The organism is Micromonospora sp. NPDC004551 (assembly GCF_040609975.1).
Lineage (GTDB): Bacteria > Actinomycetota > Actinomycetes > Mycobacteriales > Micromonosporaceae > Micromonospora.
Map to the genome: position 1 here is coordinate 197,062 of NZ_JBEXLM010000008.1, position 20,551 is coordinate 217,612.

Annotated in this window: 17 protein-coding genes; 11 read left to right on the forward strand and 6 right to left on the reverse strand. The window is 73.7% G+C overall.

All coding sequences use genetic code 11. The features are described from left to right. Window positions 1-1,749: an ATP-binding protein gene (locus ABZW14_RS12945; protein WP_355344390.1), complete on the reverse strand. Its 1,749-nt coding sequence runs from the start codon at window positions 1,747-1,749 to the stop codon at window positions 1-3. Between the two features lie 263 nt (window positions 1,750-2,012). Between ABZW14_RS12945 and ABZW14_RS12950 the strand changes: the two genes are divergently transcribed. Beyond that, the gene (locus tag ABZW14_RS12950) at window positions 2,013-3,620 is read left to right on the forward strand and encodes a hypothetical protein (protein WP_355344539.1); all 1,608 of its coding nucleotides are present in this window, start codon (window positions 2,013-2,015) and stop codon (window positions 3,618-3,620) included. A 9-nt stretch (window positions 3,621-3,629) separates the two neighbouring features. On the opposite strand, the gene ABZW14_RS12955 is transcribed toward ABZW14_RS12950, so the two are convergent. After that, entirely contained in the window at window positions 3,630-4,040 is a 411-nt protein-coding gene (locus ABZW14_RS12955) for a hypothetical protein (RefSeq protein WP_355344393.1), read from the reverse strand. Window positions 4,041-4,379: 339 nt separating this feature from the next. Between ABZW14_RS12955 and ABZW14_RS12960 the strand changes: the two genes are divergently transcribed. After that, window positions 4,380-5,918 (forward strand): M4 family metallopeptidase, encoded by a 1,539-nt coding sequence (locus ABZW14_RS12960; protein WP_355344396.1) that lies wholly within the window; start codon window positions 4,380-4,382, stop codon window positions 5,916-5,918. 115 nt (window positions 5,919-6,033) lie between these two features. On the opposite strand, the gene ABZW14_RS12965 is transcribed toward ABZW14_RS12960, so the two are convergent. Continuing rightward, a complete protein-coding gene (locus ABZW14_RS12965; RefSeq protein ID WP_355344399.1) occupies window positions 6,034-6,864 on the reverse strand; it encodes an alpha/beta hydrolase in 831 nt (276 codons plus the stop codon). Window positions 6,865-6,937: 73 nt separating this feature from the next. Between ABZW14_RS12965 and ABZW14_RS12970 the strand changes: the two genes are divergently transcribed. Beyond that, window positions 6,938-7,969 (forward strand): sigma-70 family RNA polymerase sigma factor, encoded by a 1,032-nt coding sequence (locus ABZW14_RS12970; RefSeq protein WP_355344402.1) that lies wholly within the window; start codon window positions 6,938-6,940, stop codon window positions 7,967-7,969. 70 nt (window positions 7,970-8,039) lie between these two features. Here ABZW14_RS12970 and ABZW14_RS12975 read toward each other — a convergent pair whose 3' ends face one another. Continuing rightward, window positions 8,040-8,825, reverse strand: a complete 786-nt coding sequence (locus ABZW14_RS12975) for a pyrimidine reductase family protein (protein ID WP_355344405.1) — start codon at window positions 8,823-8,825, stop codon at window positions 8,040-8,042. Between the two features lie 150 nt (window positions 8,826-8,975). Here ABZW14_RS12975 and ABZW14_RS12980 point away from each other — a divergent pair, with 150 nt between their 5' ends. The 6 genes from ABZW14_RS12980 to ABZW14_RS13005 all read left to right on the forward strand — a co-directional run bounded on the left by ABZW14_RS12980 (window position 8,976) and on the right by ABZW14_RS13005 (window position 15,649). Next, the gene (locus tag ABZW14_RS12980) at window positions 8,976-9,521 is read left to right on the forward strand and encodes a plasmid pRiA4b ORF-3 family protein (RefSeq protein WP_355344408.1); all 546 of its coding nucleotides are present in this window, start codon (window positions 8,976-8,978) and stop codon (window positions 9,519-9,521) included. 248 nt (window positions 9,522-9,769) lie between these two features. Further along, a complete protein-coding gene (locus ABZW14_RS12985) occupies window positions 9,770-11,086 on the forward strand; it encodes an extracellular solute-binding protein (protein ID WP_355344411.1) in 1,317 nt (438 codons plus the stop codon). A gap of 121 nt (window positions 11,087-11,207) precedes the next feature. After that, window positions 11,208-12,185: a sugar ABC transporter permease gene (locus ABZW14_RS12990; protein WP_355344414.1), complete on the forward strand. Its 978-nt coding sequence runs from the start codon at window positions 11,208-11,210 to the stop codon at window positions 12,183-12,185. A gap of 9 nt (window positions 12,186-12,194) precedes the next feature. Continuing rightward, complete coding sequence (locus ABZW14_RS12995) at window positions 12,195-13,091, forward strand: carbohydrate ABC transporter permease (RefSeq protein ID WP_355344417.1); 897 nt, start codon at window positions 12,195-12,197, stop codon at window positions 13,089-13,091. Beyond that, complete coding sequence (locus ABZW14_RS13000) at window positions 13,088-14,521, forward strand: GH1 family beta-glucosidase (RefSeq protein ID WP_355344420.1); 1,434 nt, start codon at window positions 13,088-13,090, stop codon at window positions 14,519-14,521. The genes ABZW14_RS12995 and ABZW14_RS13000 overlap by 4 nt, the downstream gene beginning before the upstream one ends. 81 nt (window positions 14,522-14,602) lie before the next feature. Further along, window positions 14,603-15,649: a LacI family DNA-binding transcriptional regulator gene (locus tag ABZW14_RS13005; RefSeq protein WP_355344423.1), complete on the forward strand. Its 1,047-nt coding sequence runs from the start codon at window positions 14,603-14,605 to the stop codon at window positions 15,647-15,649. A 43-nt stretch (window positions 15,650-15,692) separates the two neighbouring features. On the opposite strand, the gene ABZW14_RS13010 is transcribed toward ABZW14_RS13005, so the two are convergent. Then, window positions 15,693-16,766: a phosphotransferase family protein gene (locus ABZW14_RS13010; RefSeq protein WP_355344426.1), complete on the reverse strand. Its 1,074-nt coding sequence runs from the start codon at window positions 16,764-16,766 to the stop codon at window positions 15,693-15,695. Between the two features lie 150 nt (window positions 16,767-16,916). On the opposite strand from ABZW14_RS13010, the gene ABZW14_RS13015 reads away from it, so the two are divergent. Both ABZW14_RS13015 and ABZW14_RS13020 read left to right on the forward strand, forming a co-directional pair. Next, complete coding sequence (locus tag ABZW14_RS13015; protein ID WP_355344429.1) at window positions 16,917-17,621, forward strand: amino acid-binding protein; 705 nt, start codon at window positions 16,917-16,919, stop codon at window positions 17,619-17,621. An 80-nt stretch (window positions 17,622-17,701) separates the two neighbouring features. Next, entirely contained in the window at window positions 17,702-18,787 is a 1,086-nt protein-coding gene (locus ABZW14_RS13020) for a GNAT family N-acetyltransferase (protein WP_355344432.1), read from the forward strand. 183 nt (window positions 18,788-18,970) lie between these two features. Here ABZW14_RS13020 and ABZW14_RS13025 read toward each other — a convergent pair whose 3' ends face one another. Continuing rightward, on the reverse strand, window positions 18,971-20,536 hold the full coding sequence (locus ABZW14_RS13025) for an aldehyde dehydrogenase family protein (protein ID WP_355344435.1): 1,566 nt from the start codon (window positions 20,534-20,536) through the stop codon (window positions 18,971-18,973). Window positions 20,537-20,551 lie beyond the last annotated feature (15 nt).

Sequence of the window (20,551 nt, forward strand, 5' to 3'; positions counted from 1 at the left end):
CTAGAACGGGATGTCGTCGTCGGAGGTGCCCGAGCCGACCACCGCGAACGGGTCGGCGGCCTGGGTGATCGAGCGCAGCGTCTCCGAGGGCGCCCGGCCGGCCTCGGAGACCCGGGTGGCCCAGGCCGGGAAGGGGAACTCCAGGCAGAGCGGGACCGGGATGTCGGGCTGGTTGACGAACATGGTGCCCGGCTTGGCCAGCAGGGCCCGCTGCCGTTGTGCGGGCGGCAGGAAGCCGTATTCCGGGCGGGACGCCTCGGCCGGGTCGAGCCGGCCGACCACCCGGATGGCCGAGTTGGTGACGATCCGCCGCTCCACCTCGCTGGCGGTCTGCTGGGCGCCGACCAGGATCACCCCGAGCGAGCGGCCCCGCTCGGCGATGTCGAGCAGCACCTCCTTGATCGGGGAGGAGCCCTCCCGGGGGGCGTACTTGTTGAGCTCGTCGAGGACGACGAAAAGCAGCGGTTTCGCGGTGCCCGCCTTCTCCTTGCGCTCGAACTCGCTCTTGAGCGTCACGCCGACCACGAAGCGCTGCGCCCGGTCCGGCAGATTGTGCAGGTCGACAACGGTGACCTGGGCGGACTCGGCCGTGTTGATCGAGTGCGGGCGGCGGGTGGCGAGATCACCCCGGATCAGCCGGCCCAGGTCCTTCTTGCTGCCGATCAGCCGGCGGGCGAACGCGTTGACCGTGCCGAGGCCGACCGCGCTGCCCGCCCACTCGGCCCGGGTCTCGTCGTCGTTGAGCTGCGCGACGACGTGGTCGACCAGGTCGGCGTAGGACCCCAGGCGCACCCCGTCGATGCTCACCCCGCCGTCGGCGGGCTGGGCGTATCTGGCCAGGTGGGCGGCGACCGAGTGCACCACCATCGTGTACTGCTGCCGCTCGTCGTCGGCGTCGGCGAAGACGTAGGGCAGCAGGCGGTCGGCGCAGAACTCGCTGAGCGTCCAGTAGAAGCTGTCCACCCCGGTGAGCCGGCTGCTCACGTCCGGCGTGCCGGAGGAGTCGCCGACCCGGGGCGGGGCGTAGACCCGGACGTCGGGGAAGGCGCCGGCGTCGAGCCCCAGCTTCGCGTAGCCGGCCCGGGTGGCCTCGTCGAGCCGCGTGTTGGGGTGGTCGAGGAAGAGCAGGTCCTCGCCCTTGACGTTGAAGATGAGCGCCTTGGCGTTGACCGCGTCGCCGCCCAGCACCCCGGAGCGGAAGACCGAGTAGAGCAGGAACGTGGCGAAGCTGGTCTTGGTGGCCACGCCGGAGATGCCGGAGATGGAGACGTGCGCGCCCCGGGTGCCGTCGAGGAAGTCGGCGTTGAGGTAGACCGGGACGCCGTCGCGACCCATGCCCATCGGGATGCGCCGCTCCATCCGGTCGAAGTGCAGCGCCCGGGCCCGGGCGTCGCCCTCGGCCCGGTGCACCACGGCGCCCGGGGTGGGCGGCACGTAGAACTCCGGGTCGACGCGGGTGGTGGTGACCTCGGCGGCCTCCTGCACCTGGGCGGGCAGGGTGCCGTCGGCGATGGCGAACACGTCGGAGTCGAACTGCGCCCCCTCGTGCCGGGCGCGCACCTGGGTGACGACGCCGGCGATGGTGACCGGCTCCCGGTCGGGCAGCTCGCGGCGGGTCACCACCACGTCGTCGAGCTGGAGGTAGCTGCCGGGCGCGACGGCGGTCCAGAAGGTGAGCGGGGTGGCGTCGGCGGTGCCGAGCACCCGGCCGACCCCGTCGCCGGGGCCGTCGAGCAGGTCGTCGGTCATCGGCGGTCTCCGGTCGGCTGGTCGTCCCGTTCACGGCGCACGTCGTGCATCCTGCCCGAGGGATGCGACAGGTTGCCACGCGACGCGGCGGACGCCACCTCGCCGGTCCACCGACCCTGCGCAGCGGCACCGAATGCTGACTCTCCGTACGCCCTGGTCGGCCATTCCGACACCGCCGGGCCGGATCCCGGGAGATCCTGCAAGGGGCCGGAGGACGGATGGCACGAGGAGCGGCGGTGGAGGCAGTCCGGAGCCGGACGGCGATGCTGCTGCTGCTCGCCGTCCTGCCGGCGGTCCTGGAGGAGGCGGTGCTCGTCGGCATCAGCTTTCACGGTGCCCGGGGCCTGGCGCCCCAGGTGACCGCGGTCTGGCCGTACGACTCGTTCCACGACCTGCGGTGGCTGCTGGTCTACCACGACGCCTGGTGGACCTTCGGTCTCGGGCTGGTGGGGCTCACCGTCTTCCGCGGCGTGCTGACCGCCGGGCTGACCGCGCTGGCGTGGCCCGAGCGGGTGCCGCGTCCCTCGTTCGGCTGGCTGGTCCGGCGGAACCTGGAGGTGGCCGCGCTCGCCCTGGTCATCATCTCGCCGTGGGCCGCCATCTCGGTCGCCTTCTCGGCCGTCGCGCTCTCGCTCTACCTGTTCGCCTCGCTCGTCCCCATGCTGGTGCTCGCCCCGTTCCTCCAGCGCGCCGGGGTGGTCCGGAACTGGTGGCGGGGACTGCCCACCATCGAGATGCTCGGCTGGTCGGTGCTCAACTTCGTGGTGCTCACCGTGGCGGGCGCGGTCATCTCCAGCACGTCCGGCTGGTGGGGCGTCCCGGTGGCCGCGCTGGCCGGCCTGGCCAACGGCCTGCTCTGGCAGCGCACCGTGGCGGCGGCCGTGCTGCCCGCCCGGATCCGGCTGGCGCGGGTCCCCGTCGCGCCGGTGGCCATCGCGCTCACCATGGCCGCCGCGGTCGCCTCGCAGACGCTCGTCGGCCTGGCGCTGGGTCCGCCGGCGGAGTGGCGGCCCCGGGTGATCGCCCAGCGGCTGCCCGACCGGGTGCCGCACGCGGTGATCGCCATCGCCGGGCACGACTCGCAGTGGAACGGCCGCCCACCGGCCGACCCCCGGGTGGAGCGCTTCTCCTACGTGGGCCTGGACCGGCAGGGCCGGCCGCTGCCGTACGGGCCCGAGGCGACCCACCAGTCCCTGGACTCCAGCGCGGTGCTGCTCGCGGCGCAGGTGACCGAGTTGCACCGCCGGACCGGCCGGCCGGTCGCCCTGCTCGGGTTCAGCGAGGGGGCCATGGTGGCGCGCACCTACCTGGACAAGTGGGCCCAGCCGCTGCCGGTGGAGGCGGTGCTGCTGTTCAGCCCGCTGATCCAGCCGGGCCGGGCCTACTATCCGCCCCCGGGGTACGAGGGGTGGGGCGTGGCCGCCGGCTGGGAGCTGCGCGGGATCTTCTGGCTGGCCAACCTGGGGCGCAGCGTGAAGAGCACCCCGGACGAGCCGTTCGTGCGGTCGGTGCTGGTCAACGCGCCGTTCTACCGCAACCGGACGCTGTGCCCGGTGGCCGGGGTGCGCATGATCGCCTTCCTGCCCACGGTCAGCGCGGCGGAGGCGCCGCCCGGCGAGTACAGCCGGATCCCGGTCTTCCAGATGCCCGCCCTGCACGGCGGACTGATCGGCCAGCGGCTCGCCCAGGACCGGGTGGAGGACTTCCTCGCCGGCGCCCGGGTCGACGAGCCGCGCCGGGAGTACCGCCTGCTCCAGCGGCTGGGTGCGGCCTGGCAGGCCCCGCCGCTCGCGCTGGCCCTGAACCAGGTGTGGTCGGCGGACCGGGAGGGCGATCCCGCCTTCTCCGGCCGGATCTGCGAGCCCCGCTGACCGGCGGTCTCACTCCGACCGGCCGGTGGCCCGGCGGTGCCGGAGCAGGAGCCGGATCGCCGCCGCGTCGATGGCGGCCACCAGCACCAGCCGGATCGGCGCGTAGGGCAGCAGGAGCAGGTCCACGGCGAGCGCCAGCACGGCGCAGCCGATCGCCACGGTGGCCGCGCCCCGCCGGCCGGTGATCGCCACCAGCCCGGCGAGCGCCACCGCGGCCCCGGCCACCAGGTGCAGCCAGATCCAGCCGGTGACATCGACCGGGTAGAGGCCCTCCTCGCCCAGCACGATGAACGACCCGGACCGGAGCATCCCGTACGCGGCCAGCGCGTCGGTCAGGCCGGTGGCGACCAGCAGCCCACCGGCGAGCGCCGGCCGGCGGGTCCGCTCCGGCGCCGTCCCGGTCGCCTGCGGAGCACTCATTCCCCGAGGTTACGGCGCTGGTCACCGGCGGGTTCGTCAGACGCCGCAGCCCGGCCCGGCGGGGTGCGGCTCCGGGTGCCCGCGGCGCCGCCCGCGCCGGGTGGTGAACGGGATGCGAAAACCGTGGAAAAAATCTTGGCCGAAAGTCGTGACAGACATGGGCCGCCTGCGGCAAGAATGTGCAACAACGCATCGAGGATCTTTCCTCCATCGATTCCTCGTGCGCCGCCACGGCCGTGTGACCTGCACGGACGCGGCCGATCCGGCGTGTCCTCCCACGGCGGGTCACCCGTCGGTCGAAACCCCCCGACCGGCAGTTCTAGCGAAGGTAGGAGCTTCATGCGTCGTACCACTCTCCTCGGCGGGCTGGCCACGGCGGCGCTGCTGGCCGCTGCCGGCACGCTGCCCACCGCGGCCTCCGCCGCCCCCGTCTCCGGTGACGCGTTCACCCGGGCGGTCGCCCAGCTCAAGGCCCACTCGGGCAGCGCGCTGGTCGCCGACGGCCAGAGCTTCACGCTCAAGAACGTGCAGACCGACGCCGACGGCACCGAGCACGTCCGGCTCAACCGCTACTCCGACGGCCTGCCCGTGCTCGGCGGCGACACCGTGGTCCACCTCGGCAAGGGCAACACCTGGAAGGGCGCCAGCCAGAGCATGGCGGCCGCGCCGACGCGGGGCGCCAAGGCCCGGGTGAGCGCCGCGGCCGCCGGCCGGGCCGCGCTCGCCGCCTCCACCGCCACCACCCGCCGGGTGGACGGCAGCCAGCTCGTCCACGACGCCGACGCCACCGGCACCACCCTCGCCTACGAGGTCGTCGTGGGCGGCGCGTACGCCGACGGCACCCCCAGCGAGCTGCACGTGCTGGTGGACGCCACCACCGGCAGGGTGCGCGACTCCTGGGAGGGCGTGCAGCGCGACGGCACCGGCAACACCTTCCACTCCGGCACGGTGACCGTGGGCAGCACCCAGTCCGGCAGCACCTGGCAGCTCACCGACGCCACCCGGGGCGGCCACAAGACCTACGACCTCAACGGCGGCACGAGCGGCACCGGCACCCTGGTCGCCAGCGCCTCGAACGTGTTCGGTGACGGCACGCTGGCCAACCGGCAGACCGCCGCGGCCGACGCCGCCTACGGCGCGCAGAAGACCTGGGACTACTACAAGACCGTGCACGGCCGCAACGGCATCCGCAACGACGGTGTCGGCGCCTACAGCCGGGTGCACTACAGCAGCAACTACGCCAACGCGTTCTGGAGCGACTCCTGCTTCTGCATGACCTACGGCGACGGCGGCTCCGGCTGGTACCCGCTGACCTCGCTGGACGTGGCTGGTCACGAAATGACCCACGGCGTCACCAGCAACACGGCCGGCCTGCGCTACAGCGGTGAATCGGGCGGTCTCAACGAGGCCACCAGCGACATCTTCGGCACGCTGGTCGAGTTCTCCGCCGCCAACAGCAAGGACCCGGGCGACTACCTGATCGGCGAGAAGCTGCGCAGCAGCGGCGTCCCGCTGCGGTACATGGACAAGCCCTCCAAGGACGGCGCCTCGGCCGACTGCTGGAGCAGCTCGGTGGGCCGGCTGGACGTGCACTACTCCTCCGGCGTGGCGAACCACTTCTTCTACCTGCTCGCCGTGGGCAGCGGCTCGTCCTCGTACGGCAACAGCCCGACCTGCAACGGCAGCACCGTGACCGGCATCGGCAACGCCAAGGCCGGCGCGATCTGGTACCGCGCGCTCACCCGCTACATGACCTCGCGGACCAACTACGCCGGCGCCCGCACCGCCAGCCTGTCGGCCGCCGCCGACCTGTACGGCAGCGGCAGCGCCGAGTACAACACGGTGGCCGCCGCCTGGTCGGCCGTCAGCGTCAACTGATCGCCCCGCCCGGCGTCGGCGGACTCCCACCGTCGACGCCGGGCGGCCGCGCTCCGAACGGCGGGCGCGGGTACGCCGTCGGCGGCGTCCCGCGCCCGCCGTCGCCGTCCCGGGGTCAGCCGGCGAGCACCTCGCGCAGCCGGGCGGCGAAGGCCGGCGGGTCCTCGGCGAAGCCGACGTGCCCGCCCGGGAACATCGCCGGCGCCGTGCCCAGCGCCGCGGCGAGCGCCCGCGAGGTGCGGTCGCAGACCTCGCCGGTCGACCGCTCGCCCAGACCCACGACGACCCGGGTCGGGCCGGCGCGCAGGGCGTCGACGTCGGGCCGGAAGCGGGTGGTCCCCCGGATCATGTGCAGGTACTGGAAGTGCTCGTCGGCGGCCGCCTGCGGGTCCGGCTCGCCGCCGAACATGCCGAGGACCACCTCCTCGGGCAGGTGGATGTTCGCGGCGGCGAGGAACCTGCGCCCGGCGCCGAGCCGGTCCCCGGCGCGGTACGTGGCGATCATGTCGTCCTCGCTCGCCAGGAGTTCCGCCCGGTCCGGCAGCAGGCCGAGCAGCGGCGGTTCGTGCGCGACGACCGTGTGCACCCCGGCGGGAGCCGCCTGGGCCAGGGCGAGGACGGTCACCGCACCGCCGCTGGAGCCAAGCACGGCGGCCGGGCCCGCGTCGACGTGGGCGAGGAGCCGGGCGACGTCGTCGGCGCGCAGCTCGGGGGTCGAGTCCTGGTGCGGGTCGTGCAGGACGCTGCGGCGGATCCCGCGCGGGTCGGTGGTCAGCACGGTGTGCTCCTCCGCCAGCAGGTCGGCCAGCGGCGTGAAGGCGTCGGCGTCCATCGGCGCGGCGACCAGCGCCACGAGCGGGCCCCGGCCGCGTACCTCGTAGTACAACCGCCCGTCGGGCACCGCCAGGGTGCCGGTGGTGACAGGCGCGGTCGACATGCTGCTCATCGGGTCCTCCGGAGTCGTGGGTGAGCGAGCCCTTCACCTTCCTGACTCCGGCGCTGCGGCAGAATCGTCGGTCGTGAGCGTCAGTTCTTCGACCGCCGCCGGATCGTCCGACCGGGCCCCGGCCGACGAGGCCACCTTCACGGCGCTCGTCGCGCCGCTGCGCCGGGAACTGCACGCCCACTGCTACCGGATGCTCGGCTCGGTCCACGACGCCGACGACGCCCTCCAGGACGCGCTGGTGCGGGCGTGGCGCGGGTTGCCGACCTTCGCCGGGCACGGCTCGCTGCGGTCGTGGCTCTACACCGTGGCGACCCGGGTCTGCCTCGACGCGATCGCCGGACGCGCCCGGCGGGCCCTGCCGGTCGACCTCGGCCCGGCCAGCGAGCGCGCCGTGACCGACAGCGATCCGCTCGACGACGTCGCCTGGCTCGGCCCGTACCCGGACACCGGTCTCGCGGCCGGCCCGGCCGCGCCGGGCGCGCGGTACGAGCAGCGCGAGGCCGTCGAGCTGGCCTTCGTGGCCGCGGTGCAGCACCTGCCGGGCAACCAGCGGGCCGCGCTGCTGCTCTTCGACGTCCTCGGCTACTCCGCCGCGGAGATCGGGGCCATGCTGGGCACCTCGACCACGTCGGTGAACTCGGCGCTCGCGCGGGCCCGGCGGGTGCTCGCCGAACGGGTTCCCGCCGCGACCCAGCAGCGCACCCTGCGGATGCTCGACGACGTCCGGCTGCGGGAGGTCGTCACCGGCTACACCGCCGCCCTGGAGAACGGCGACGCGGACGCCCTCGTCGCCCTGCTCACCGAGGACGTCACCTGGTCCATGCCGCCGATGCCGCACTGGTACCGGGGCCTCGCGGCGGTGCGGGACTTCGCCCTGGCCGTGCCGCTCGGCGCCTGCGGCAGCTGGCGGCACGTGCCGACCGGCGCGAACGGGCAGCCGGCGGTCGCCGGCTACCTGCGGCGGGGCGGCGCCGGCCCGTACCTCCCGTGGTCGGTCGACGTGCTGACGCTGCGGGGGAACCGGATCGCCGGGATCACCTCGTTCGTGGGCGCGGCGCACGTCGCGGCGTTCGGTCTCCCGGACGCACTGCCGCCGGCGCGCTGACCCCGCGCGGCGGGCGCAGGCACGCCCGCCCCGCGCCGGCCGTGGGCGTACCCCTCCCGGTAGGGCCCGGTCAGGCGGCCGGTGCGGCGCCGGCGGGTGGCGCCCCACCCGGGTCGCGGGCGTAGCGCAGCATCAGCACGCCGTCGGCGGCGGCCAGCACGTGCCGCAGCGGCAGGTGCCGGGGCGCGCTGCCGGCCCCGGCGGTGATCCGGCCCGGGCCGGCGCCGGCGAGCAGCGGCGCGACGGTCAGGCACAGCTCGTCCACCAGGTCGGCCGCGGTGAGCGCGCCGAACAGGTGCGGGCCGCCCTCGCAGAGGAGCTGGCCCAGCCCGCGGCGGCGCAGCTCGGCCAGGCCGGCGGCCAGGTCGACCCGCTCCGTGCCGCAGCGCACGAGGTCGGCCACCTCGGTCAGCCCGGGCGGCGGCTCGGCGGCCGCGCGGGTGAGCACCAGCGGCCGGACCGGCGCGTCGGCGAAGCACGCCTGGGCCGGGTCGAGGTCCAGCGAGCCGGAGACCACCACCAGCGTCGGGTATTCGGCCAGGCCCTGCTCACGGCGCCAGGCGCGGCGCGCCTCGCCGAGCCGGACCGCCCGGTAGCCCTCGTGGCGCAGCGTGCCGGCGGCCACCACCAGCCCGTCGCAGAGCATCCGCAACAGGCCGAAGACGCGCTTGTCCGGCTCGCCCGAGAGGCCGGCGGAGTAGCCGTCCAGGGTGACCGCACCGTCGGCGCTGGCCACGAAATTCACCCGCAGGTGGGGGTGCGGTGCCCGGCCGTAGAGCGCGGCCAGCTCCGGGTCGGCCAGGGGCCCGGTGACGGGCGCCGGCCAGATCCGTTCGATCGGGGTTGCGACGCTCATTCGCCGGCCGGACCGGTGACCGGAGGGGTCGGTTCGGGGGTACGGTGCTGGCAGTCGCACCACTTCCGACCAGGACAGTCGTCGTGCCGCCGCTCCCGGCACGCTCGGCAGATCATGTGGGCAGCCTATGCCGGGGAAGGATGGGACAGCATGTCGCGTCAGATCTTCCAACTGAAGGTCTCCCTCGCCGGGGTCCGGCCGCCGGTGTGGCGGCGGGTGCTGGTCCCCGGTGGCTACACGCTGGACCGGCTGCACCGGGTGGTCCAGCACGCGATGGGCTGGCGCGACTGCCACCTGCACTCGTTCGAGATCGACGGCCGCCAGTACGGCGAGCCCGACCCGGACGGCGAGCTGGCGCTCCGCGACGAGCTGGACGTCCGGCTGGACGCGGTGGTGGGCAAGGGCGACCGGTTCCGCTACACCTACGACTTCGGCGACTGGTGGGAGCACGACCTCGTGGTCGAGGACGTGTGCACGGCCGACCCGGACGAGCGCTACCCGGTCTGCGTCGAGGGGGAGCGGGCCTGCCCGCCCGAGGACGTCGGCGGCCCGGCCGGGTACGCGGTCCTGCTGGCCGCGCTGGCCGATCCCGGGCACGCCGAGCACCGGATGATGCGGGAGTGGGCCGGCGCCGCGTTCGAGCCGGACTTCTTCGCCGCCGACCGGGCCACCACCCTGCTGCGCCGCTTCTGCTGACCGCGTCCCGGCCGGCCGCCGGAACGGGCCGGGGGCCGTTGCGGTAACGAAATGGGAACGCTCCCATCGGTCTATTGACACCCCTGACACGTCCCGGCAATCTCATGGGAGCGCTCCCGCGAGTGGCGTGGGTCTCATCCCTGCCCCGCTCCCGGGGTCGCCCTCGGCTCGGGCCGGTGGCGGCCGGAGGCGCGACAGCACCCCCCCACCACACAGATATCGCCTCACCACCGAAAGAGGGGTCTCGGATGAGCGTCCCAATCCGCCGCCGGCGGCTCGCGGCCATCGCGCTCGCGTCCGTCGCGGTGCTCGCCGCCGCCACCGCCTGCGGCAACGACTCGTCGGACAGCGACACCGGCAGCAGTGGCCCGGTGACCCTGGTCGTCGACGTCTTCGGCGACCAGGGCTTCGGCTACGACGAGCTGTACAAGCAGTACGAAGCGGAGCACCCGAACGTCAAGATCCAGGAGCGGGGCAAGGGTCTCGGCCTCGGTGACTACAACACCCGGCTGACCCAGCAGATCACCGCCGGATCGGGCGCCGGCGACGTGGTGGCCCTGGAAGAGGGCACCATCGTCCAGTTCTACGCCCAGTCCGACAAGTTCGTGAACCTCGCCGACCACGGGGCGAACGACCTCAAGGGCAACTTCCTGCCGTGGAAGTGGGAGCAGGGCACCACGCCGGACGGCAAGGTGCTCGGCCTCGGCACCGACGTCGGCTCGATGGCGCTGTGCTACCGCAGCGACCTGTTCAAGGCCGCCGGCCTGCCCACCGACCGCGAGCAGGTCGGGGCGCTCTGGCCGACCTGGGACCAGTTCATCGCCGCCGGCCAGCGGTTCGCCGCCGCCGACAAGAAGCACAAGTTCGTCGACTCGGCGACCAACTTCTACAACGTGGTGCTCATGCAGACCGCGGGCGCGGGCACCGGCTACACCTACTACGACAAGAGCAACAAGCTGGTCATCAGCGAGAACCCGGACATCAAGTCGGCGTACGACCTCACCACCAAGATGATCGCCGCCGGCCTGTCGAACAACCTGCAGTCCTTCTCCAACGAGTGGAACGCCGGTTTCAAGAACGGCACCTTCGCCACCATCGCCTGCCCCGCCTGGATGACCGGTGTCATCAAGGGCCAGGCCGGTGACGCGGCGGCCGGGAAGTGGGACATCGCCAAGGCCCCCGGCAACGGCGGCAACTGGGGCGGCTCCTTCCTGGCGGTGCCGAAGTCGAGCAAGCACCAGAAGGAGGCCGCCGAGCTGGCCAAGTTCCTGACCAGCGCGAAGGGTCAGACCGAGGCGTTCAAGAAGGTCGGCAACCTGCCCTCCTCGCCGCAGGCGCTGGCCGACCCGGTCGTGGCCGACTCGACCAACGACTACTTCAGCAAGGCCCCGGTCGGCAAGATCTTCGCCACCGGCGCGAGCGAGCTGAAGCCGGTCTACCTCGGCCCGAAGAACAACGCGGTCCGCACCGCCGTGGAGAACAGCCTCCGCGCCGTGGAGCAGGGCAAGACCGCCGAGGAGCAGTGGCAGGCGGCGCTGAAGAACGGTGCGGCCGCCGGTAAGTGATCCGGCCGGCCCGCTCGCGGGTGGCGTCGACAGCCCCGCTGTCGGCGCCACCCGCGCTGCCCGGAGAGCCCCGGCGTCGCCCGTGTGGGCGGGTGACGCCGGCCGAGGAGAAGGACTCCCCATGAGCCTCGACCTGCACGCCGCGGCGCCGCCCGATCCCGGATCGTCCCGCGCCCGTCCCGCGCACCGCCGCGCCCGCTCACTGACCCGGCTCGACCTGAGGTACTCGCCCTACCTCTACGTCCTGCCGTTCTTCCTGATCTTCGCCGTCTTCAGCGCGTACCCCATCGCGTACACGGTGTGGATCGCGCTGACCGACCGGTCCCCGCTCAACTCGACGATCTCGTTCGTCGGGCTGGACAACTTCGTCGAACTGATCACCGACGACCCGCAGTTCTGGAACGCGGTGGTGAACACGTTCGGCATGTTCGTGCTCTCCACCGTGCCCCAGCTGCTGCTGGCGCTGGTGCTGGCCAACGCGCTCAACCGGAAGCTGCGCGCGCAGACCTTCTTCCGGATGGCCATCGCCATGCCGATCATCACCTCGACCGCCGTGGTCGCGCTGATCTTCTCGATGATCTACGCGAAGGACTTCGGCCTGGTCAACTGGGTGCTCGACAGCATCGGCCTGGACCCGATCGACTGGCGGGCCAACCGGTTCGCCTCCTGGTTCGCCATCTCCACCATGGTCGACTGGCGCTGGGTCGGCTACAACGCGCTGATCTACCTGGCCGCCATGCAGTCCATCAGCAAGGACATGTACGAGGCCGCGGCGCTGGACGGCGCCTCCCGGCGCCGGCAGTTCTGGTCGATCACCGTGCCGCAGCTGCGCCCGACGATCATCTTCACGCTGATCATCTCGACCATCGGCGGCCTCCAGCTGTTCACCGAGCCCCTGCTGTTCACCAGCGGCTCGGGCGGTCTCTCCGGCGGCTCGGAGGGACAGTTCCAGACGATCACGATGTACCTGCTCGACGTCATGAACCAGCGCTTCCGGTGGGGCTACGCCGGCGCGGTCGCGCTCGTGCTCTTCGTGCTCATCGCGCTGATGTCGACGGTCAACTACCTGCTGGCCCGCCGCATCAGCTCCGACAAGTGAGGTGACGAGATGACGACCACCACGCTCCGCCCACCCGCCCGGCCCAACGCGCCGGTCCGGGCCACCCACCAGGCCGAGCGGCTCTGGAAGGCCAGCCCGCTCACCTGGTTCGGCCTGGTCCTCGGGGTGATCCTGTCGCTCTTCCCGTTCTACTGGATGATCGTGATCGCCTCGCGGACCAACGACGCGGCCAACTCCTGGCCGCCGCCGTTCCTGCCCGGCGGCAAGCTCGGCGAGAACATCCAGCGGGTGCTCGACAACGGCGACGCCAACATCGTCAAGGGCCTGCTGAACTCGTTCCTGGTCTCCGGCACCATCACCATCGCCACGGTGTTCTTCGGCTCCCTGGCCGGCTTCGCCTTCGCCAAGCTCCGCTTCCGCGGCAAGAACGCGCTGCTGCTGATCATCCTGGCCTCGATGATGGTGCCGATCCAGCTCGGCGTGCTCCCGCTGTACATCCTCATGGCCAAGCTCGAATGGCTGAACACCATGCCGTCGGTGACCGTGCCGTTCCTCATCGGCGGCTTCGGGATCTTCATGATGCGCCAGTACGCCGAGCAGGCCGTGCCGAACGAGCTCATCGAGGCGGCCCGGGTGGACGGCTGCTCGACCTGGCGGGTCTACTGGCACGTGGTGGCGCCCGCCCTGCGTCCCGCCGCCGCGGTGCTCGGCCTGCTCACGTTCATGGAGCAGTGGAACCAGTTCTTCTGGCCGTTCGTGGTGCTGGCCGACCCCGCGAACCCGACCGTGCAGATCTCCCTCCGTAGCCTCAACACCGCCTACTTCGCCGACAACTCGCAGATCTTCGCGGGTACGTTGATCGCGACCCTGCCCCTGTTCATCGTGTTCATCCTGTTCGGCCGCCAGATCATCGGCGGAATCATGGAAGGCGCCGTCAAGTCGTGAGCAACCCAGCCAGCCCGCCCGCCGTCGGAGTCCTCGACGAGGGCGCGGCAGTCACCTTCCCGCCCGGCTTCCTCTGGGGCGCGGCGACCGCCGCGTACCAGATCGAGGGCGCGGCGGCCGAGGGCGGCCGCACCCCGTCGATCTGGGACACCTTCAGCCACACCGAGGGGCGGACGGTGGCCGGCCACACCGGCGACGTGGCCTGCGACCACTACCACCGGATGCCCGACGACGTGCGGCTGATGGCCGACCTGGGTCTGAAGTCCTACCGCTTCTCCGTCTCCTGGCCGCGGGTGCAGCCCGGCGGGGCCGGGGCGGTCAACCAGGAGGGGATGGACTTCTACCGCCGCCTCGTGGACGAGCTGCTGGACCACGGCATCGAGCCCTGGCTCACCCTCTACCACTGGGACCTGCCCCAGCCGCTGGAGGACGCGGGCGGCTGGCCGGCCCGGGACACCGCCGCCCGGTTCGCCGACTACGCCCAGCTGGTCGCCGACGCCCTCGGCGACCGGGTGAAGTACTTCACCACCTTCAACGAGCCGTGGTGCTCGGCCTTCCTCGGCTACGGCTCCGGCGTGCACGCGCCCGGCCGGTCGGACGGGGCGGACGCCGTCCGGGCCGGGCACCACCTCATGCTCGGGCACGGGCTGGCCGTGCAGGCGCTGCGGGCGTCCCGCCCCGACGCGCAGCTCGGCATCACGGTCAACCTCTACCCGGTCACCCCGGCCACCGGCTCGCCGGCGGACGCCGACGCCGCCCGCCGGATCGACGCGCTGGCCAACCGGTTCTTCCTCGACCCGGTGCTGCGCGGCGCGTACCCGGCGGACCTGAAGGCCGACCTGCGCAAGGTCACCGACTTCGGGCACGTCCGGGACGGCGACCTGGCGATCATCTCGACCCCGCTGGACATGGTGGGCGTCAACTACTACAGCCGGTACGTGGTCGCCGCGCCGGCGGAGACCGGGGCGGCGGAGGCGTACTGGCGGGCGCCCTCGTGCTGGCCGGGGAGCCAGGACGTCCGGTTCGTCACCCGGGGGGTCCCGGTGACCGACATGGACTGGGAGATCGACGCCCCCGGCCTGCTGGAGACGCTGGAACGGGTCCACCGGGACTACACGGACCTGCCGCTCTACGTCACCGAGAACGGTTCCGCCTTCGTCGACGCGGTGGTCGACGGCCGGGTCGACGACCCCGACCGGCTGGCGTACTTCGACGCGCACCTGCGCGCCGCGCACGCCGCGATCAGCGCCGGCGTGCCGCTCAAGGGCTACTTCGCCTGGTCGCTCATGGACAACTTCGAGTGGGCGTGGGGCTACACGAAGCGCTTCGGCATGGTCTACGTCGATTACGACAGCCAGGTCCGAATCCCGAAGTCCAGCGCCACGTGGTACGCCGAGGTGATCCGACGCAACGGCCTGGCCGCACAATAGGCTGGGCCAGCCAGTGACGGGCGGCCCGGCGCCGGCGCCTCACAGGTGCCGGGCCCGCCCGATGTCGGAGGAGCACAGACGATGACAACGCAGCGCACGCGGTCGCTCGGGCGCCCGACCCTCGACGCGGTCGCGGCCCGCGCCGGCGTGGGGCGCGGCACGGTCTCCCGCGTGGTCAACGGCTCGCCGCAGGTCAGCCCGGAGGCCCGGGCCGCCGTCCAGGCCGCCATCGCCGAACTGGGGTACGTGCCCAACCGGGCGGCCCGGGCACTGGTCACCCAGCGGACCGACTCGGTGGCGCTGGTGGTCTCCGAGTCGGGGGAGCGCGTCTTCACCGAGCCGTTCTTCGCCGGCATCGTCCGGGGCGTCAGCTCCGCGCTGCTGGAGACCCCGATGCAGCTGTGGCTGGCCATGGCGCAGTCGCAGATCGAGCGGGAACGGGTCGAGCACCACCTGACCAACCAGCACGTCGACGGCGTGCTGCTGCTGTCGCTGCACGACGCGGACCCGCTGCCCACCCTGCTGGAGGAGCGCGGCCTGCCCACGGTGCTCGGCGGCCGGCCGGCCCGGATGCTGCACCCCAACGCCCAGCCGGCCTGGTTCGTCGACGTGGACAACGTCGGCGGCGCCCGGCAGGCCGTCGAGCACCTCTTCGCGCGCGGCCGGCGGCGGGTCGCCACCATCGCCGGCACCCAGGACATGGGCGCCGGCCTGGCCCGGCTGTCCGGCTACAAGGAGGCGGTCCGGGCCGCGGGCGTCGACCTCAACCCGGACCTCATCGCGTACGGGGACTTCAGCGAGGGCAGCGGCACCGCCTGCATGCGCCGGCTGCTGGAGGTCTGCCCGGACCTGGACGCCGTCTTCGTCGCCTCCGACCTGATGGCCTTCGGCGCGCTCCGGGCGCTGCGCGAGGCCGGCCGCCGGGTGCCCGAGGACGTGGCGGTGGTCGGCTTCGACGACGCCCCGATCGCCCGGCAGGCCGAGCCGCCGCTGACCACGGTCTTCCAGCCGGTGGAGGAGATGGGCCGGCAGATGGCCCGGCTGCTGGTCTCCCGGATCCGCGGCGAGGAGCTGTCCAGCCCGCACGTGCTGCTGGACACGAAGCTCATCCACCGCGCCTCCGCCTGAGGCGCTCAGGGCCGGCGGCGCGGGTCCCGCTCCGGAGCGTCCGTCACTTCTCCCGCACCGCGCGCAGCCCGTGCTCGACCAGCGGCGCCACCATCTCGCCGATCCGGTCGAAGCCGCCGCCGAGGGTCTGACCGAGGGTGTGCCGGTAGTGGATGCCCTCACAGATGACCGCGAGCTTGAAGCAGCCGAGCGCCACGTGCCAGTGCAGCGGCCCGACGTCGACGTCGCTGCGGCCGGCGTACCGGTCGATCAGCTCGGCACCCGTGGGGAAGCCGGCCCGCGGGCCGATGCCGTCGGCGACCGGGTTGCCCTCGGCGCTGTCGCTGTCCCCGAGCACGTCCCAGTAGGTGAGCAGCAGCCCCAGGTCGGCGAGGGGATCGCCGAGGGTGGCCATCTCCCAGTCGAGCACCGCCCGCACCGCCACCGGCTCGACCGTGGCGAGCAGGTTGTCCAGCCGGTAGTCGCCGTGCACGATCCGCCCGGCGTTCGCGCCCTCCGGGACGCTGCTCGTGAGCGCGTCCCGCAGCTCGTCGATGCCGGGCAGCGGGCGGCTGCGGGAGCGGTCGAGCTGGCCGGCCCACCGGCGGACCTGCCGGGCCAGGTAGCCGTCGGGGCGGCCGAAGTCGGCCAGCCCGACCGCGGCCGGCTCGACCATGTGCAGGCCGGCGAGGGTGTCCATCATCGCGAAGGCCAGGTCGCGCCGCTGCCCGGGCGTGAGCGCGTCGGTCTGCTCCCGCCGCCGGTAGACCTCGCCGTCGACCTTCTCCATGAGGTAGAACGGCGCGCCGATCACGTCGGGGTCGGCGCACAGCAGCAGCGCCCCGGGCACCGGCACCGCGGTGGGGGCGAGCGCGGAGATCACCCGGTATTCCCGGGCCATGTCGTGCGCGGTGGCCAGCACGTGCCCGAGCGGCGGCCGGCGCAGCACCACCTCGCGGTCGCCGGCGCGCAGCAGGTAGGTCAGGTTGGACTTGCCCCCGGCGATCAGTCGCGCCGACAGCGGCCCGGCCAGCCGCGGCCGGTGCTCGTCCAGATACGCGGCCAGCCGGTCGAGGTCGAGGCCGCGCGGGGCCGGACCGGTCGGGGTCTGCGGTGCGTCGACGGCCGGATCGGTCATCGGGTTAGTTGATGGCAGCTCAGCTTTGTTGTCAAGGTGGGATGTTCCCGGCGGGACATGCCGCTGCAACGGGGGCGAAATGGTCAACCGGCAGGCTGGGGCCCAGCCTGCCGGCCGCCACGGCCGGCCCGCCGAGCGGAGGGACCAGACATGCTGCTGAGAGTGCGGGTGACCCTGCCGGACCGGCCGGGCACGCTCGGCCAGGTGGCCCGGACGCTCGGCGTCTCCGGCGCCGACATCGTCCAGGTGGTGGTGCTGGAACGGCTCGGCGGCCGGGCGGTGGACGACTTCACCGTGGTCTGGCCGGGTGCGGCGCGGGTGGAGCGCCTGCTCGCCGGCCTGGCCGCGATCCCGGGCGTCCGGGTGGACGGGGTGTGGCGGGCGATCGGCGCGCCGACCACCACGGGCCAGGACGCCGAGCTGCTCGCCCAGATCGCGGCGAACCCCGCCGACGGGGTCGCCACCCTGGTCGACGCGGTGCCCGGGCTGCTCGCCGCGGACTGGGCGGTGGCCGCGATGGTCCCGCTGGACTGGGCCGCGCGCGGCGGCGGCGCCGGCGGGGCGACGGTCGGCCACGCGAGCTGGCGCGCCCCGGTCCCGCCCCGGCTGCCGGAGGTGACCCCGCTGCGGGCCCGGTCGATGACCACGCCCGACGGCCACCACTACGCGGTCGCGCCGTTCGGCCGGGCCGGCCTGGTGCTGGTGGTGGCGCGCGACCACAGCGAGCCGCTGGCCGCGGCCGCGTTCCACTCGACCGAGGTCGACCGGCTCGCCCAGCTCGTCCGGGCCGGCGCGGTGATCCTCGGTGACCGGCTGGACCTGGTCGGCGCGCCGCCCGTGACCACCATCACCTGACCGGTCCCGCCGTTTCACCCGTGGGCAACGGGGGCGCAACAGGCGGCGGGCAGGGTCGGTGGTGAGGAAGGGAGCGAACCATGGCGCTGTGGCGGATCCGTGCCACCGTGGACGACCGGCCGGGCTACCTGTCGGTGCTCACGGCGAGCCTCGCGCTGCGTGGGGTCAACATCCTCACCGTGCAGGTGCACACCACCGAGCTGGGCGCGGTCGACGACTTCCTGGTCGACGCGCCCGACCGGCTCACCGAGGCCGACCTGCGGGCGGCCGTCGAACGGGGGCGGGGCCGGAACTGCTGGGTCGCGCGCAGCGAGGCGCGCGGCCTGGTCGACCAGCCCACCCGGGTGCTCGGCCTCGCCGGCCGGCTGGTCCGCGACCCGGACGCGGCCGGCGAGACACTGCGCGTCCTGCTCGGCGCGGACGCGGTGACCTGGCGACCGGCACCGCCGGTCCGGCCCGGCGGGGTGGACGGGACCACGATGCTGCTGACCGACCCGGCCGGCGGCTCGTACGAGCTGCGCCGGCGGGAGCCGACCTTCACCCCGGCCGAGTACGCCCGCGCCCAGGCCCTGGTCGAGCTGGCCGCCTCGGTGGCCCGCCGGGACGCCGACCGGGTGACCCTGGTGCTGCCCGACACGGCCGAGGTGCCGGTCCGGCCGGCCACCGCCGACGACCTGCCCGGCGTGCTGGAGCTGCACGCGGGCTGCTCGGACCGGAGCCGCCAGCGGCGCTACCTGAGCGGGGCGGGGAACCCGTCGGCGGCGCGGCTGCAGCGGCTGCTCGAACCGGCCCGGGGGCTGACCCTGGTCGCCACGGCCGGCTCCGGCGGGGCCGCGGCACCGGTGGTGGCCATGGCCAACCTGCTCGGCGAGGGGGACGAGGCGGAGGCGGCGCTGCTGGTGCGGGACGACTGGCAGCGCCGGGGCCTCGGCTCGGCCCTGCTGCGACGCCTGCTCGGGCACGCCGACCGGGCCGGCTACGCGGCCGTGCTGCTGCACGTGCAGGCCGAGAACACCCCGATGCTGCGCACCGTACGCGGGCTGAACCGGCCCACGTCGGTGGAACGGGACGGCAGCGTGCTGACCGTGACGGTGCCGCTGGCCCCCCGCCCGGCCGTGCCGCCCCGGCAGGCCGACGCCACCGTGCGGGCGCGGCGGTCGTACTGACTCCGCGGTCGCGCGCCACGACGCGTCCCCGGCCGCAACGGCGCGGTCCGGGACGTCGGCCGGCGGGCGACCGCGCACCGGCGCCGGAGCAGCGGCGCCACCCGGGCCGACCTCCGGTGCGGAGGACGGTGACACGGCAGGGCCCCCGGTGCGGGGGCCCTGCCCGTGTCCGGGCCCGACCGGTCAGGTCGCCGGGTAGCTGCTGTAGTCCGGGAAGTTGCCGTAGAGCCGGCCGTCCCCGCCCACGGTGACGGCCTGCACCAGCAGGTCACCGCCGACGAACGCGCCCTTCCAGGACGCGCCCCGGCCGCCGAACGGCTCCTCCCGGTCGCCCCGGGAGCGCGGCTTGTTGATGCCCACCTTGAACGCCTGGAGGTCGACCGCCAGCTTGCCGGCCAGCTCCTCGTCGTCGCAGGCCAGCGAGGCGACCAGCGCACCGTTCGAGGCGTTCATCTGTGCCAGCAGCTCGTCGGTGGTGTCCACCACGACGATGGTGTCCACCGGCCCGAACGGCTCGGCGTGCATGAGCCGCGACCGGCCGGGCGGGGCGAGCAGCACCGCCGGCGCCACGTACGCGGAGGTGTCCTGCCCGTCGAGGAACGGCGCGCCGTCGAGCTTGCCCCGGTGCAGCGGCACCGCCCCGCCGCGGACCGCCTCGTCGACCTTGCGGCGCAGTTCCTCGGCCTTGGCCCCGCTGATCAGCGGGCCGAAGTCCAGCTCGGGCAGCGGGTCGCCGGCCGACCAGTCGTCCGCCACGGCGAGCGGGTGTCCGAACCGGACGGAGCGCACCACCGGCAGGTACATGTCGAGGAACTCGTCGACCAGGTCGCGCTGGACCACGAAACGCGGGTACGCGGTGCAGCGCTGCTTGCCGTACTCGAAGCCCTTCTTCAGATGCGCGGCGAGCAGGTCCCACTGGGAGAAGTTCCAGATGCCCCAGGCGTTGAGGCCCTCCTGCTCGATGAAGTGCCGCTTGTCGGAGTCGAGCAGCGCCGCGGCCACCTTGCCGCCGTTGGAGCGGCCGCCCACGAACGCCACGGCGCCGATCTCCGGTGCCCGGACCAGAACCTCGGAGAGCTCCTCGCCGCTGCCGGAGAGCAGGGTGGCGGGCAGCCCGGCGCGGCGCATCAGCGCGTGCGCCACGGTGAGGCAGACCGCTCCGCCCTGCGACGGCGTCTTGGCGATCACCGCGTTGCCGGCGAGAAGCTGCACCAGCTCGGCGTGCACGAGCACGCTCATGGGGTAGTTCCAGGAGGCGATGTTGCTGACCGGGCCGGGCAGCGCCTCGCGGCCGTCGGCGAGCATCCGGTCGATCTCCTGCACGTACCAGCGCACGCCGTCCAGCGCGCGGTCGACGTCGGCGCAGGCCAGCCGCCACGGCTTGCCGATCTCCCAGACCAGCAGCAGGGCGAGCAGGTCCCGGTGGGCGGTCAGGGCGTCCAGGGCGTCGTCGACCCGGGCCTTGCGCTCGGCGAGCGGGGTCTGCGCCCACTCGCGGTGCGCGGCGGCGGCGTGCGCGACCGCGGCCCGTGCCGCCTCGGCGTCGAGCCGGGCCAGGTTCACCAGCACGGTGTTGTCGACCGGGGTGCGTACCGGGGTCGGCGCGCCGACCGCCCGCCACCCGCCCTCGACCAGGTTGTGCAGGGTGGCGATGCCGTCGGGTGCGGTGCCGAAGGCCTCCGGCGCGGCGGCCACCGCGCGGGCGAGCGTGTCGGACCAGGAGGTGCCGTCGGCGAGTCTGAGAGCCATCGCGATCTCCTCAGG